9 protein-coding genes are annotated in these 13626 nt (G+C 65.7%); 6 read left to right on the top strand and 3 right to left on the bottom strand.

Annotated elements, in window-relative coordinates:
- On the bottom strand, nt 1–279 hold the full coding sequence (locus tag FHY06_RS22625) for a DUF7710 domain-containing protein (protein ID WP_132801065.1): 279 nt from the start codon (nt 277–279) through the stop codon (nt 1–3).
- Nucleotides 276–5120 carry an RHS repeat-associated core domain-containing protein gene (locus FHY06_RS22620; RefSeq protein WP_260310590.1) on the bottom strand — a complete coding sequence of 1615 codons (4845 nt, stop codon included), beginning with the start codon at nt 5118–5120 and terminating at the stop codon, nt 276–278. Before FHY06_RS22620 ends, FHY06_RS22625 begins: the two co-directional genes overlap by 4 nt.
- 490 nt (nt 5121–5610) lie before the next feature.
- Between FHY06_RS22620 and FHY06_RS22615 the strand changes: the two genes are divergently transcribed.
- The 3 genes from FHY06_RS22615 (at nt 5611) to FHY06_RS22605 (ending at nt 8811) form a co-directional block, all read left to right on the top strand.
- Nucleotides 5611–6726, top strand: coding sequence for an AI-2E family transporter (locus tag FHY06_RS22615; RefSeq protein ID WP_126183289.1), 1116 nt, complete (start codon nt 5611–5613; stop codon nt 6724–6726).
- A 125-nt stretch (nt 6727–6851) separates the two neighbouring features.
- Nucleotides 6852–7289, top strand: coding sequence for a DUF2141 domain-containing protein (locus FHY06_RS22610; RefSeq protein WP_184606346.1), 438 nt, complete (start codon nt 6852–6854; stop codon nt 7287–7289).
- 13 nt (nt 7290–7302) lie between these two features.
- Nucleotides 7303–8811, top strand: coding sequence for a carotenoid oxygenase family protein (locus tag FHY06_RS22605; RefSeq protein WP_184606345.1), 1509 nt, complete (start codon nt 7303–7305; stop codon nt 8809–8811).
- Between the two features lie 21 nt (nt 8812–8832).
- On the opposite strand, the gene FHY06_RS22600 is transcribed toward FHY06_RS22605, so the two are convergent.
- The gene (locus FHY06_RS22600; RefSeq protein WP_019657004.1) at nt 8833–9735 is read right to left on the bottom strand and encodes a LysR family transcriptional regulator; all 903 of its coding nucleotides are present in this window, start codon (nt 9733–9735) and stop codon (nt 8833–8835) included.
- Nucleotides 9736–9951: 216 nt separating this feature from the next.
- Between FHY06_RS22600 and gcl the strand changes: the two genes are divergently transcribed.
- The 3 genes from gcl (at nt 9952) to FHY06_RS22585 (ending at nt 13574) form a co-directional block, all read left to right on the top strand.
- Nucleotides 9952–11742, top strand: coding sequence for a glyoxylate carboligase (gene gcl / locus FHY06_RS22595; RefSeq protein ID WP_184606344.1), 1791 nt, complete (start codon nt 9952–9954; stop codon nt 11740–11742).
- A 20-nt stretch (nt 11743–11762) separates the two neighbouring features.
- Entirely contained in the window at nt 11763–12530 is a 768-nt protein-coding gene (hyi, locus tag FHY06_RS22590) for a hydroxypyruvate isomerase (RefSeq protein WP_184606343.1), read from the top strand.
- A 135-nt stretch (nt 12531–12665) separates the two neighbouring features.
- Complete coding sequence (locus FHY06_RS22585; RefSeq protein WP_019657001.1) at nt 12666–13574, top strand: 2-hydroxy-3-oxopropionate reductase; 909 nt, start codon at nt 12666–12668, stop codon at nt 13572–13574.
- The last annotated feature ends 52 nt before the right edge of the window (nt 13575–13626 follow it).

The raw sequence follows: 13626 nt of genomic DNA, 5'->3' as shown, positions 1-13626 counted from the left end.
TTAATCCGAATTTCCATCTTCGAAATGCATGTGTTCTTGCGCTGCGCTCGAGAACCTTCCTATGAACTCCGGCGTTGAATCCCTCTCCGACCTGATTTTGAAATTACCACTTTCAATCGCCCAATCATAAGCCGAAACACCCAGTGGGTATTTAGTTAAAACTCCAGTTAATTGATACTTTTTTATCCAACCCAAAGCATCCTCCTTGATCGCAAATACTGCCGAAGGAAATTTCGCATTAACCCCATTAAAAACCCAAACTTCCTTAATATCAGTCATTCACATTCCTCAGGCAAATTTCCATATCGATGCCATCGCTGGATTTTATCAACAGACGATCTTAATTTAGGTTTATTGTTTTGAATAAAATCCCGCTGTACGGCGGTCAACTCTTCGGATCGATTTATTGGCTTTCCATTTTGTCCGATCTGAATGTTCAAACCTCCCTCACCTCTCAAATGAAAATGAGCGGGCGCATGATCGCCGCTTCGAACGTAGTGCTCCAAACGTAGCGCGCCATCTTGTGCAATGACTTTTTCAGGCAACTTCGGTTCAGTAGAGTTTTTCTTGCTTTGACATGGTTTTTGTTTTTTCTGATCATTTCTGGCTAGGCCTAGCGGATCCACCCATTGACAAGGGTTTGGCGCATATTGGTAAATATTATTCCCGCCATCCAGGCCGATCGGATCTCGACTTACGTACCTACCGCAGAAGGGGTCGTAATAGCGATACCGGTTGTAATGCAGCCCCGTCTCTTCATCCCAGTACTGCCCTTGAAAGCGGATGGAGTTTCGAAAACCAGCCCGCCGTCCCGCCTCACTGATCGCCTGCCGCGCCTCCCCCCAAGCCTTGTAGCTCGCCGACCACGCCACACGCCCCTCATGATCCGTCAGCTCCTGTGGTGTGCCCAGGTGGTCGCATTGGTAGAAGGCGATTTCTTCCTTGATGAACGGTGCAGGCGTTCGACTTTGTTCGCCATTCCATAGCGGGTCGAGCTCGATGTCGTAGCGACCGCCGTTGTCGGCCATCAGCGACTTCACATCCGTCGTCTGGCTCAACACGACTGCCTGGGCCTGCCGGATCTGTACCAGCGGCACGAACGAGCCAGGTTCATGGATGTAGTGGATGCTGTCTCCTCGCCACGCATGCTCCTGCCAACCTTCCGTGCTCTGCGTGCTCTCGAACGCCAGCGTGTCGCCGTCCCAGCCGAACAAGGTGCAGGCATGCCGCGTGCGCTTGGCGATGCGCCGGCCCAGGGGGTCGTAGCTAAAGGTCGTGGTTTCGCCGAAGGTCTCGGCGCTGCGCATTCGGTTGTAGCCGTCCCAGGTGAACACGGTCTTCTCGCCTTTGCGGCTGCGCTCGACGAGGTTGCCGCGCTCGTCCCACTTGTAGCGGGTGCCGGCGTAGTCCTTCAGGAGGTTGTCCATCAGCTTGCCGACCGAGCCGCGACCGTCAGCGCCCCCGCGAACGGGGACGCGATGGGTGATGCGGCCTGCCGGCTCCGCTGTGCCTTCGGCTTCTGAAGAAGGGTTGCCGATGTTCCCCGCCGGATCGAACGCGAAGGTCTCCCGTCCCAATCGGCTGTTGGCTTCGAGCAGCCGCCCTACGGGGTCATAGCGGTAGCTCAGGTTGCCGCGCCGGCTGTCGCCGATGGAGATCAACTGGCCGGCCCTGTCGTACTGGTAGCTGCGGCGGATGCCGGTGGGCTGAAGCGCGTCGCGCCTGGTCTGGGAGATCTGCTGCTCCAGCAATCGGCCGGCCGGGTCGTAGCTCTGCTTTTGCAGGAGCCCGTTGCCCTGTTCGCGCGCAATCTCTCGGTGAAGGTCGTCGCGCTCGAAGCCCAGAATCTCCTGCCCGTCGACGAGCAATCCGTGCACGTGGCCGGAGCCATAGGTGAGCCACTGAGTCACATGACCGTCTGGGCGGATGGTCGCGACGCGCTGGTTGAGTTCGTCGTAGCCGTGCTGCCAGACCGCGGTGCGGGCGCCCTCCAGGTAGTGCTGGTGCTCGCGCGTCAGGTTGCCCGCGGGGTCGTAGAACCATTGAAGCTTCGCGTCGCTATTGCCGGCTTTGACCAATCGGCCGTTCCGGTCGTAGGCAAAGCTCTCGGCAGCACCGTCGGCGCTGCGCTCGATGAGGCGGCCGATCGGGTCGAATTGCAGATGCGTGGTTTGACCGCCGTCGACCACTTCCGTCAGCACCCCAGTGGAGTCGTCATAGATGTAGCTTGTGGTCTTGCGGTCGAAGCCCACTTCTTCGAGCAAGCGCCCCACGGGGTCGTAGCGGAAGTCGTAACGGCTGCCGTTTTCGTTGTGCAGTTCGCTCAAACGTCCCAGAAGATCCCAGCGGTACTTGAGCGTGTGCCCTGCCGCGTCGGTGCGCTGGGACACGAGGCCGGACCGCGTGTAGTCATAGCGCGTCCTGCGCCCCAGCGCATCGGTGTGCGCGAGCAGGCGCCCTTCGGCATCGTGAACGAAATGCTCGCTGCTGTTGTCCGGCAGGATGATTTCCTCGAGTCGACCCGGACGGTTGGCGTCCGCTGCGGCAGCCGCCTTCCCCTGCTCGTTCGCGCTCGTATAGCGATAGCGCGTGCTGTGGCCCATGGCATCGGTCGCCTTGACCAGGCGTCCCTGCTCGTCGTATTCCCACCGCGTGGTCTTGCCCGAGCAATCGGTGTGGCTGGCAAGTTGGCCCGCAGGGGTGTAGGTCAGCGTCTTGATGCCGCCCTTCGCATCGGTGATTCGCACGGGCCGGCCGGCCTTGTCGTAGGCGTACGCGGTCTTGTGTCCCAGCGGGTCGATCTCTTCGACGAGGTTGCCGCCGGCGTCGTAGTCGCGCGTCCAGACGCCACCCTCGGCGTCGCGCAGGCCCGTCATGCGTCCGCGACTGTCGTGCGCAAAGTGCACCTGGCTGCCGTCGGCCCGCGTATGGGCGCGCAGGTTGCCGTCGGCGTCGTAGCTGAAGTCGTCGGTGCTGCCGTCGGTACGGACATGCCGCGTGATGTTCTTCGCTTCATCGCGAAAGAACCACTCCTGGCGCTTGTCGGGATGGATGATCCGGTAGGTGTAGCCAAGGATGTCGTAGTAGTACCAGGTCTCTGCGCCGAGCGCGTCGGTCGCATAGGTCAAGCGGATGTTCCTGTCCCACTCCAGCCTGAGGGCGAAGCTCCCGTCATCGCTCCATTCGCGCACCGCCCGGGCATCGACGCCGGTGCCGTCGTATTCGAGGTTCATGCCCCGGCCCGTGCGGTCGGTGTATCGGGTCACGAGGTGATGGCTGTAGCGGTAGTTCCAGGTCTCGCCGTTTTCGTCCTGAGCCGAGACAAGGTCGCCTTCGGCGTCGTGCACATAGGCGGCGAGCTCGCGCACGACCTGGCCGCCCTTGATCTCCCACAGGCTGGTGATCAACCCGCTTCGCGCATCGGGACGAGTGCCCACATGGGCCACCGTGACATCGCCCTGCTTGCTGACGATGTCGCTCAAGACCTGTTCGCCGGTGGATGCGATCACGTGGTCGTAGCGCAGGCCGATGCTGGCTTCCTTGCCGGCATGCTGCGAGACGAGCCGGAAGTGCTGCCTGCCTTGCGTAGCGACCTTGCGAGCCGCCGTATCCACCAGCTCGTAGATCTCGCGCCAGTCGCCGGCCTCCCCCGCCGGTGCGGCCTTGCCGAAATCCACGCTCAACAGTGTCTCGCTCAGCCGCGTGAGCGTCGCTTCTTCGATGGCATCGCGGTAGCTCTGACCCACGGCCAGCAACGGGTAGGCATGGCTGCGACCGTCTGCGCCGTGGTAGATCAGGCTGAGCTCGCCGGCCCGCAGACCTTGAGCCGGCGTGGCGATGTCCACGCGAGTGCTGTAGGGCGTGAGCCATCTTGCGCCGAGGCTGCCCTCGTCGAAAGCGCCAAGATTGCTGCGGTAGGTGCGCGCCCAGGTGATCGGCAACGGCGCAACCAGCGCGAAGTCGACATGGGTGAAGCTTTCGCAGCCGGTCGCAAGGCTGATGGCGAACTTGCTTGAAGAGGGAACCTGTGCGCCGGAAAGCGGACAGTTCTTGCAACCGGGATCACCCTTGACGGGCGCCTGCACGCGGAGGTGCTCGACCTGGGTGTCGGGCCTGCTTCTTCTTGCTTCGGCACCTGCACCGGGCGGCACCATGGCCGCACGCAGGCTCTTCTTCTGCGCCATGGCCGACAGCAGCTGGCGCAGCAGCCACATGATGCTGCCCTGCAGTTCCTGGTTGGCTAGGTCCGCCAGTTGCCTGCGGAAGTCCGCCTTCAGGGCACCCAGGCTATCGATCACCTCGTTGACCCTGGCCCTGACGCTTTCGGGCAGATAGGCGGCGGCCTTCCTGGCGGCGTAGTTGGCGGCGCGCTTGGCCGTGCCTTCGGAATACTTCACCGCCCGGCGCCACATGCCGCTCCACGTGCTTTGGGCCTTGGGGTCGTAGTCGTTGGCTTCCGCCGCGCCCGGCCTGGCGACGGTGAAGAGGTCCTGGCCGCCGAGCACGCGCTGAAGGATGCCGATCAGGTTGTCCAGGACGCTGTCGGAGAGCCTCGCGCAATCTTCCAGAATGCCCGAGAGCCTTGCGATGGCCCCGTCGATGAAGGTTTCCAGCTCACCAACGATGGATGCATTCAGGTGCCCCACGAGCATGGTGACGATGGTCCCGCCGAGGTTCCTGGCCCCATGCAGGAGCTCCTGCTTGACCAGATGCAGCGTGGGTCGCAGGCTCATGCGCGCTGCGGCCATGGTGGGTGGTGCGGGAATCAGGCCGATGAGATTGATGCCCAGGCTGGCCCAGTTCAGGAACCTGGTGGCGGCATCGGTCGACTTCTTCTCGAGGATGGTGACGATGTCGAGAAAAACATCCACCAGCGCCATGATGTTGCCCACGATCGGGATGCTGCCCAGCACCGTGGTCAGCCGCTCGAGCGTGACATAACCGCCGGTGAAGGACCGCAGCCATTCGTCCACCACCTTGCTCGCGGCGGCGATATCTTCCTTGGCGATGGTGTTCAGCGGGGCGACGGCCGTCTGAGGTTCTCGCTCGGCATTCGATTTCGATGCGGGCTGGCCTTGAGGTATGCCCGATGGTGGCCGCTGGGGCGTGCCTGTTCCCATTGTCCAGTCTCCCTGACTGCGTCTGTTTGCGTGGCGAAAATCAATTGGGAAAGAAAGAGGCGTGGCAGCGCCTGCCGCACCGAACCGGCTGCGGTACCGGCGGCGAAAGTGGCTATGGCTATGTAACCGGGCTGCCGACCTGCGGAATTACGGCGCCTCTGCCGACGTGACCCGAATTCGGGTGCGTCTGATCATGTGATGTACCGATGCGTGCAAGCACCGCAAAACATCCACGGCCCGCCAAGCAATGGCCGCACACGAATAACAATTGCAAATTGAGCTCACGCCCACCTCCCTCTTTTTGTTTGTTGCAAATAATTCTAGGAAGCGAGCCGGCGCAAATACGGCCACCCTGGAATAACGAGCGGGCTTTGGTGCGATTAATCTCGATATTCGCAATGCAAGAAAGCAGCCCCCGGATCGATCGCGTGAATTGCAGCCGGCCGATGGGGCCTGCCGTCGCCGCGCTCGGCTACAGTCCGAGACACTTATGAACTCACCCCAACTCCAGCGCGGCGTGTTCCTCGCCCTTCTCGCCGCCGTGACTGCCGCCTTCCTCTGGGTGCTGATGCCGTTCTTCGGCGCGGTGCTGTGGGGCGTGGCGCTGGCGATCCTGTTCACGCCGCTCTACAAGAAGCTGCTGAGGAGGATGCGCGGCAAGCCCAATGCGGCGGCGCTGTCCACGCTGGCGATCTGCCTGTTCATCGTGATCCTGCCGCTGGCCATGGTGGGGGTTTCGCTGGTGCAGGAGGTCGCGCTGGTCACGCAGAACATCCGGTCGGGGCAGATCAACTTCGCGGCCTACTTCCAGCAGATCCTCGATGCCTCGCCGCAGTGGCTGCTGAACCTGGTCGAGCGCTTCAACCTCGGCGACATGGCGGCCTGGCAGGCGCGCATCTCGGCCGCCGCCGGGCAGGCCAGCCAGATCATCGCGAGCCAGGCGCTGACCATCGGGCAGAACACCTTCGACTTCATCGTCAGCTTCTTCGTGATGCTGTACCTGCTTTACTTCCTGGTGCGCGACGGCTCCGATCTCTCGAAGAAGGTGCGCGACGCGCTGCCGCTGGCCAAGCCGCACACCCACTACCTGCTGAACAAGTTCACCACCGTGATCCGCGCCACCGTCAAGGGCAACGTGGCCGTGGCGGTCGCGCAGGGCTCGATCGGCGGGCTCGCCTTCTGGTTCCTCGGCGTGCAGGGCGCGCTGCTGTGGGCGGTGCTGATGGCCTTCCTGTCGCTGCTGCCGGCCGTGGGCGCGGCGCTGATCTGGGGGCCTGTGGCCATCTACTTCCTCGCCACGGGGCATTTCTGGCAGGGCGGCACGCTGATCTTCGTGGGCGTGTTCGTGATCGGCCTGGTCGACAACATCCTGCGCCCCGTGCTGGTGGGCAAGGACACGCAGATGCCCGACTACATCGTGCTGATGTCGACCATCGGCGGCATGGCGATCTTCGGCATCAACGGCTTCGTGATCGGGCCGGTGATCGCGGCGCTGTTCATGGCGGCATGGAGCCTTTTTGCCGACTCCGGCCACGTGGGCCCCGGGCACGACCGGGCCGACGGCACGCAGCAAGGCAAGCACGGCGCCCCGGAAGACAAGGCCTGAGACCGACGCCATCCGCACCCCGCGCGCGCATTTCGCACGCGCAATCCTGCATTCCGTCGCATGACACTGGGCGCCGCGCCCGGGCTGCGGGATCGTCGGGCCTCCAACCACCAACGAGGCCCGTCATGCAACTCCGCCTTCTTCCGTTCCGCCCGGCCGTGCGCGCCCTGTGCGCGGCTGCGATCCTCGCGCCGCTGGGCGCCCTCGCCGCCGACCTGAGCCTGAGCGTCGCCGACGGCACGGCTGCGGACGCCACCCTCTACGTCGCTGTGTACGGCGACGCCGCCAGCTACGCCGACGGCAAGCCCGTGGCCTCGCAGACCGTGCCGATGCGCGAGGGCAAGGCCCGCCTGCTGTTCGCTGGCCTGGCACCCGGGCGCTACGCGCTGCGCGTGTTCGCCGACGAGAACGGCAACGGCAAGCTCGACACCAACCTCATGGGCATGCCCACCGAGCGCTACGGCTTCTCCAACGACGCCAAGGGCAATCGCGCGGCACCCGACTTCGAGGCCGCGGCCATCAGCCTCGAAGCCGACATACAGACCGTCATCCACTTGCGCTGAGGAGCAGGACGCCATGGAACGACGCGAACTCCTGCGCCTGCTGGCTTCGGCCGGCGCGCTGCCGCTGCTGGCACCGCTGGCGTCGCTGGCACAGACGGGCGGCACGGCTGACGACTGGCAAGCCCAGTTCGAGGCTTCGAGCGCCCCCTGGAAGATCGGCTTCGCCACGCCGCCGGGCGACTTCCCGCTGACCCGCGCCGCGGTGCGCGGACGCTTTCCCGATGCAGTGGCCGGCACTCTGTTCCGCATCGGCCCGGCCGGCCATGACCTGGGCGGCGAGCGCTACCACCACTGGTTCGACGGCGACGGCATGGTGCACCGCTTCGTGATCGAGGGCGCCGACGTGCGGCACCAGGGCCGCTACGTGGCCACCTCGAAGCGCACGGCCGAGGCCAGGGCCGGCCGCCGCCTCTTCGAGACCTTCGCGACCACGCCGCCGGGCGCCGAGCCGCCGACTTCGGCCGACAGCATCAATGTCGCCAACACCAGCGTGCTGCCGCTGCAGGGCGAGGTGCTGGCGCTGTGGGAAGGCGGCTCGGCCACGCGCATCGACGCGGGCACGCTGGACACGCTGGGCCTGAAGACCTGGCGCGCCGATCTCGCGGGCATGCCCTTCTCGGCCCACCCCAAGGTGGACCCGGACGGCACGGTGTGGAACTTCGGCGTGGGCTCCACCCAGGGGCTGCTCGCGCTGTACGAGATCGCACCCGAAGGCACGCTGCGGCGCGCGGGCGTGGTGCCGGTGGCCGACATGCCGATGGTCCACGACTTCGCAGTGACCGAGCGGCACCTGGTGTTCCTGCTGCCGCCGCTGGTCTACGACGGCAGGCGCAAGGGCACCGGAGAGAGCTTTCTCGACGCGCACGTCTGGCGGCCCGAGCTCGGCATGCGCGCGCTGGTCATCGACAAGCAGAACTGGGAGCGGCGCCAGATGCTCGCGCTGCCGGCCGGCTTCCTGTTCCACGTCGGCAACGCCTGGGAGGAAGACACGCCGCGCGGCACGCAGATCCACATCGACTACGTGCACTCGGACAACGCCGATTCGGTGTTCATCAGCAACCGCGAAGTGATGCGTGCCCGCCGCGTGAAGACCACCGAGCCGCACCTGACGGTCGCCACGCTGAACCTCGCTTCCGGCCGGGCCACGCAGACTGCGCTCGCCCAGGAGGCGGAGTTTCCGCGCATCGATCCGCGCCGCGTGGGCATGCGTCATCGGCAGGTGGTGCACGCCACGCAGATCCGGCGCGACCTGCCGGGCTTCGGCGCGGTGGCACGCACCGACGTCGAGACCGGCCGCAGCCAGCGCTTCGTCTACGGCCAGCAGACGATGGTGGAGGAGCACGTCTTCGTGCCCGACGGCGCGAAGCCCGGATGGGTGCTGGGCACTGTGCTGGACTTCGGGCGGCAGAAAACGCTGCTCTCGTGCTTCGCGGCCGACAACCTCGCGGCAGGGCCGGTCGCGCAGGCCACGCTGCCCTACGCACTGCCGCTGGGCCTTCACGGCGCCTTCGTGCCGGCCTGAGGCCGTGGCGGGGGGCCGTGTTCAGGCCTCCCACCAGCCTTCGTCGAAACGCCCCTGCAGGAAGGCCACGAAGCCCGACACCTTGCCCGGCACCAGCTTGGGCGACGGGAAGACGGCGTGGATCTCCTGCTCGGGCAGCGCGTGGTCGCCGAGCACCTCGCGCACCTTTCCGGCCGCCAGCGAGTCGCTGGCCACGTAGCGCGGCATGAGCGCGATGCCCAGGCCGTCGCGCGCCGCCGCCAGCACGGCCGAGAGGTTGTTCGAGCGGAAGCGGCCCGACACCGGCACCGTGACCGGCTCGCCGCGCGGCGTGTGCATGCGCCAGAACTCGTCGCCCACCACGCTGCTGTAGATCAGCGCCACGTGCGCGCTCAGGTCTTGCGCGCGCTTCGGCGTGCCGTGCTTCTTCAGGTAGGCGGGCGAGGCGACCATGACCCACGGGTTGGCGCCCAGGTAGCGCGCGCCCAGTGACGAATCGGCCAGCTTGCCCATGCGGATGGCCACGTCGATGCCCTGCGCGATGAGGTCGACGTAGCGGTCCTCGAAACTCAGGTCGAGCTGCACCTGCGGATGCCTGCGCATGTACTCGAGCGCCAGCGGCACCACCACGCGCCGCCCGAAGGCCACCGATGTGCCCACGCGCAGCAGCCCCTGCGCCTGGTTCTGCCGCAGCTGCACGATGCTGTCGGCCTCCTCGGCCTCGCGCACGATGGTCTTGCACTTTTCGTAGTAGAGCGCGCCCGGCTCGGTGAGGCTCACGCCGCGCGTGTTGCGGTTGAGCAGGCGCACCTTCAGCCGCTCCTCGGTGGCGGCGATCTGCTTGGTCACCGTGGGCTGCGTGGTGTTGAACTCGCGCGCGGCCTTCGAGAAGCTGCCCGTCTCGACCACGCGCACGAACATTTCCATTGCCAGCAATCTGTCCATGGGCCGGATGGTAGTCACTTATTCCAGACTGGAATAGGTTTTATGGTCCGCAGCCGTCTTCTTGGAAACAGACCCGCTTCCTACATTCAGCCTACCGATCCGAGAACACCGAGGAACCGGCCCCGCCGGGCCTCCGGTGTCGCCCCCGTCAAGGGGGTTGGCGAAGCGACACGAAGTGCGCGAAGCCTGGGGGTTTATTCATTTCTGGAGACTCAGATGGCAAAGATGACAGCGGTCCAGGCCGCGGTTCTGGTGATGGAGAAGGAAGGCGTGACGCAGGCCTTCGGCGTGCCCGGTGCGGCGATCAACCCGATGTACTCGGCGCTGCGCCAGCGCGGCAGCATCGCGCACATCCTCGCGCGGCACGTGGAAGGCGCCTCGCACATGGCCGAGGGCTACACCCGCGCGGTGGCCGGCAACATCGGCGTGTGCATCGGCACCTCGGGCCCGGCGGGCACCGACATGATCACGGGCCTGTACTCGGCCTGGGCCGATTCGATCCCGATCCTCTGCATCACCGGCCAGGCACCTCGCGCGCGGCTCTACAAGGAAGACTTCCAGGCGGTGGACATCGAGTCGATCTCCAAGCCCGTCACCAAGTGGTCGGTCACGGTGCGCGAGCCGGGCCAGGTGCCGCAGGTGTTCCAGCAGGCCTTCCACCTGATGCGCTCGGGCCGCCCGGGGCCGGTGCTGATCGACCTGCCCTTCGACGTGCAGATGGCGCAGATCGAGTTCGACATCGACAGCTACGAGCCGCTCAAGCCCTACAAGCCGGCCGCCACGCGCGCCCAGATCGAGAAGGCCATCGCCATGCTCAACGCGGCCGAGCGCCCGTTGATCGTGGCCGGCGGCGGCATCATCAACGCCGATGCCTCCGAGCTGCTGGTGCGCTTTGCCGAAGCCACCGGCGTGCCGGTGATTCCCACGCTCATGGGCTGGGGCTCCATTCCCGACAACCATCCGCTGATGGCCGGCATGTGCGGCCTGCAGACCAGCCACCGCTACGGCAACGCCACGATGCTCGCGAGCGATTTCGTGCTGGGCATCGGCAACCGCTGGGCCAACCGCCACACGGGCTCCATCGACGTCTACACCAAGGGCCGCACCTTCGTGCACGTCGACATCGAGCCCACGCAGATCGGCCGCGTGTTCACGCCCGACTTCGGCATCGTGTCGGATGCCAAGGCCGCGCTGCAGCTCTTCGTCGAGGTGGCCGAGGAGATGAAGGCCGCGGGCCGCCTGCCCGACCGCCGAGACTGGGCCAAGGCCTGCATCGAGCGCAAGAAGACGATGCTGCGCAAGACCAACTTCGACGAAGTGCCGATGAAGCCGCAGCGCGTGTACCAGTGCATGAACAACAACTTCGGCAACGACACCTGCTACGTGAGCACCATCGGCCTGTCGCAGATCGCGGCCGCGCAGTTCCTGCACGTGTACAACCCGCGCCACTGGATCAACTGCGGCCAGGCCGGCCCGCTGGGCTGGACCATTCCCGCGGCCCTGGGCGTGCGCGCCGCAGACCCTGCGCGCAAGATCGTCGCGCTCTCTGGCGACTACGACTTCCAGTTCATGATCGAGGAACTGGCCGTGGGCGCGCAGTTCAAGCTGCCGTACATCCACATCGTGGTCAACAACTCCTACCTCGGCCTGATCCGCCAGGCGCAGCGCGGCTTCGAGATGGACTACTGTGTGCAGCTCGCGTTCGACAACATCAACGCGGCGCCCGACGCAGGCATCGAGAGCAGCTACGGCGTGGACCACATGAAGGTGGTCGAGGGCCTGGGCTGCAAGGCACTGCGCGTCAACCGCCAGGAAGAGATCGCACCGGCCATCCGCCGCGCCGAGGCCCTGATGGCCGAGTTCAGCGTGCCGGTGGTGATCGAGGTGATGCTGGAGCGCGTGACCAACATCGCGATGGGCACCGAGATCGACAACATCACTGAGTTCGAGCCGCTGGCCGAGACGCCGGCCGATGCGCCCACCGCCGTGGCTGCGCTGCTCGACTGAGAAGAAGGAAGAGAAAAGACATGCCCAAGTTCGCAGCCAACCTCACGATGCTCTTCACCGAGCTGCCCTTCATGCAACGCTTCGAGGCCGCCGCCAAGGCCGGCTTCGAGGCTGTGGAATACCTCTTCCCCTACCCCTTCGAGAAGAAGGAGCTCGCTGCCGCGCTGCGCGCCAACGGCCTGCAGCAGGTGCTGCACAACCTGCCGGCCGGCGACTGGGACAAGGGCGAGCGCGGCATCGCCTGCCATCCCGACCGCACCGGCGAGTTCGCCGAAGGCATCGGCATGGCGATCGACTACGCAACGGCTCTCGGCTGCCCGCAGGTCAACTGCCTCGTGGGCAAGGTGCCCGCGGGCGTCGACAGGGATGCGGCCCAGAAGACTGTGGTCGCCAACCTGCGCCTGGCCGCGCGCGAACTGGAGGCCGCGGGCCTGCGCCTGCTGATCGAGCCCATCAACACCTTCGACATCCCGGGCTTCTTCCTCACGCGAACGGACCAGGCGCTGGCGCTGATCGACGAGGTCGGCTCGTCCAACCTGCGCGTGCAGTACGACATCTATCACGCGCAGCGCATGGAAGGCGAGCTGGGCAACACGCTAACGAAGCACTTCGCGCAGATCGGCCACATCCAGCTGGCCGACAACCCGGGGCGCGGCGAGCCGGGCACGGGCGAGATCAACTACCCCTGGCTCTTCAGGCACATCGACTCGCTGGGCTACGACGGCTGGATCGGCTGCGAGTACAAGCCCCGCGCCACGACAGCCGAAGGCCTCGGATGGAGACCATAGGCCAGCCCCCGGGCTTGCCCACTTCGTGCGGCCGATCCCCCCCTTGCAGGGGGCACTGCCTGCGGCCCGGCAAAGCCGGTTCCGCGGCGCCCGCCGGCAACGCACGGCCAACTCATCGATAACAAGGAACTTCTCATGACAACCCAACAAAAGATCGGATTCATCGGCCTCGGCATCATGGGCGCGCCCATGGCGGGCCACCTGCTCGAAGCGGGCCACCAGCTCTTCGTGAACACGCACGGCAACACGCCCGAGCCCTTCTTGTCGAAGGCCACCATCTGCGCCTCGGCGGCGGAAGTGACGCGCCAGTCCGACGTGGTCTTCATCATGGTGCCGGACACGCCCGACGTGGAGAAGGTGCTCTTCGGCGCGCCCGGTGCCGAAGGCGTGGCATCGGGCCTGAAGGGCTCCAGCGGCAAGATCGTGGTCGACTGCAGCTCCATCGACCCGATCGCCACCAAGGACTTCGCACGCCGCATCACCGCGCTGGGCGCCGGCTACATCGACGCGCCGGTCTCCGGCGGCGAGGTGGGTGCCAAGGCCGCGAGCCTCACGATCATGTGCGGCGGCGACGAAGGCACCTTCGAGCGCGTGAAGCCGCTGCTCGACAGGATGGGCAAGAACGTCACGCTCGTGGGCGGCGCCGGCGACGGCCAGGTCTGCAAGGTGGCCAACCAGATCATCGTGGCGCTGAACATCGCGGCCGTGGGCGAGGCGCTGGTGTTCGCATCGAAGGCCGGCGCCGATCCGGCCAAGGTGCGCCAGGCGCTGATGGGCGGCTTCGCGAGTTCGCGCATCCTCGAAGTGCACGGCGAGCGGATGATCAAGCGCACCTTCGCGCCGGGCTTCCGCATCGGGCTGCACCAGAAGGACCTGAACCTCGCGATGCAGAGCGCCCGCTCATTGGGCGTCTCGCTGCCGCAGACGGCCGGCGCGGCGCAGCTCATGAACGCCTGCGCGGCGCTGGGCTACGGCCAGCTCGACCACTCGGCGCTGGTCCGCGCGCTGGAGGCGCTGGCGCAGCACACCGTGACGCCTGATTGAGGTTCGTCGAAGGCGGATTCCCGGACGCTGAGGGCGCGCAGGTTCCGCGTAG

Origin of the sequence: Variovorax atrisoli, from assembly GCF_014195185.1 — a bacterium.
Taxonomy (GTDB): domain Bacteria; phylum Pseudomonadota; class Gammaproteobacteria; order Burkholderiales; family Burkholderiaceae_C; genus Variovorax; species Variovorax atrisoli.
This window is presented reverse-complemented; position numbering and strand designations above follow the sequence as displayed.

Coding starts and splice junctions, on each gene's coding strand:
- FHY06_RS22615 (WP_126183289.1), top strand. CDS start 5,611: ATGAACTCACCCCAACTCCAGCGCGGCGTGTTCCTCGCCCTTCTCGCC.
- gcl (WP_184606344.1), top strand. CDS start 9,952: ATGGCAAAGATGACAGCGGTCCAGGCCGCGGTTCTGGTGATGGAGAAG.
- FHY06_RS22605 (WP_184606345.1), top strand. CDS start 7,303: ATGGAACGACGCGAACTCCTGCGCCTGCTGGCTTCGGCCGGCGCGCTG.
- hyi (WP_184606343.1), top strand. CDS start 11,763: ATGCCCAAGTTCGCAGCCAACCTCACGATGCTCTTCACCGAGCTGCCC.
- FHY06_RS22620 (WP_260310590.1), bottom strand. CDS start 5,120: ATGGGAACAGGCACGCCCCAGCGGCCACCATCGGGCATACCTCAAGGC.
- FHY06_RS22585 (WP_019657001.1), top strand. CDS start 12,666: ATGACAACCCAACAAAAGATCGGATTCATCGGCCTCGGCATCATGGGC.
- FHY06_RS22610 (WP_184606346.1), top strand. CDS start 6,852: ATGCAACTCCGCCTTCTTCCGTTCCGCCCGGCCGTGCGCGCCCTGTGC.
- FHY06_RS22600 (WP_019657004.1), bottom strand. CDS start 9,735: ATGGACAGATTGCTGGCAATGGAAATGTTCGTGCGCGTGGTCGAGACG.
- FHY06_RS22625 (WP_132801065.1), bottom strand. CDS start 279: ATGACTGATATTAAGGAAGTTTGGGTTTTTAATGGGGTTAATGCGAAA.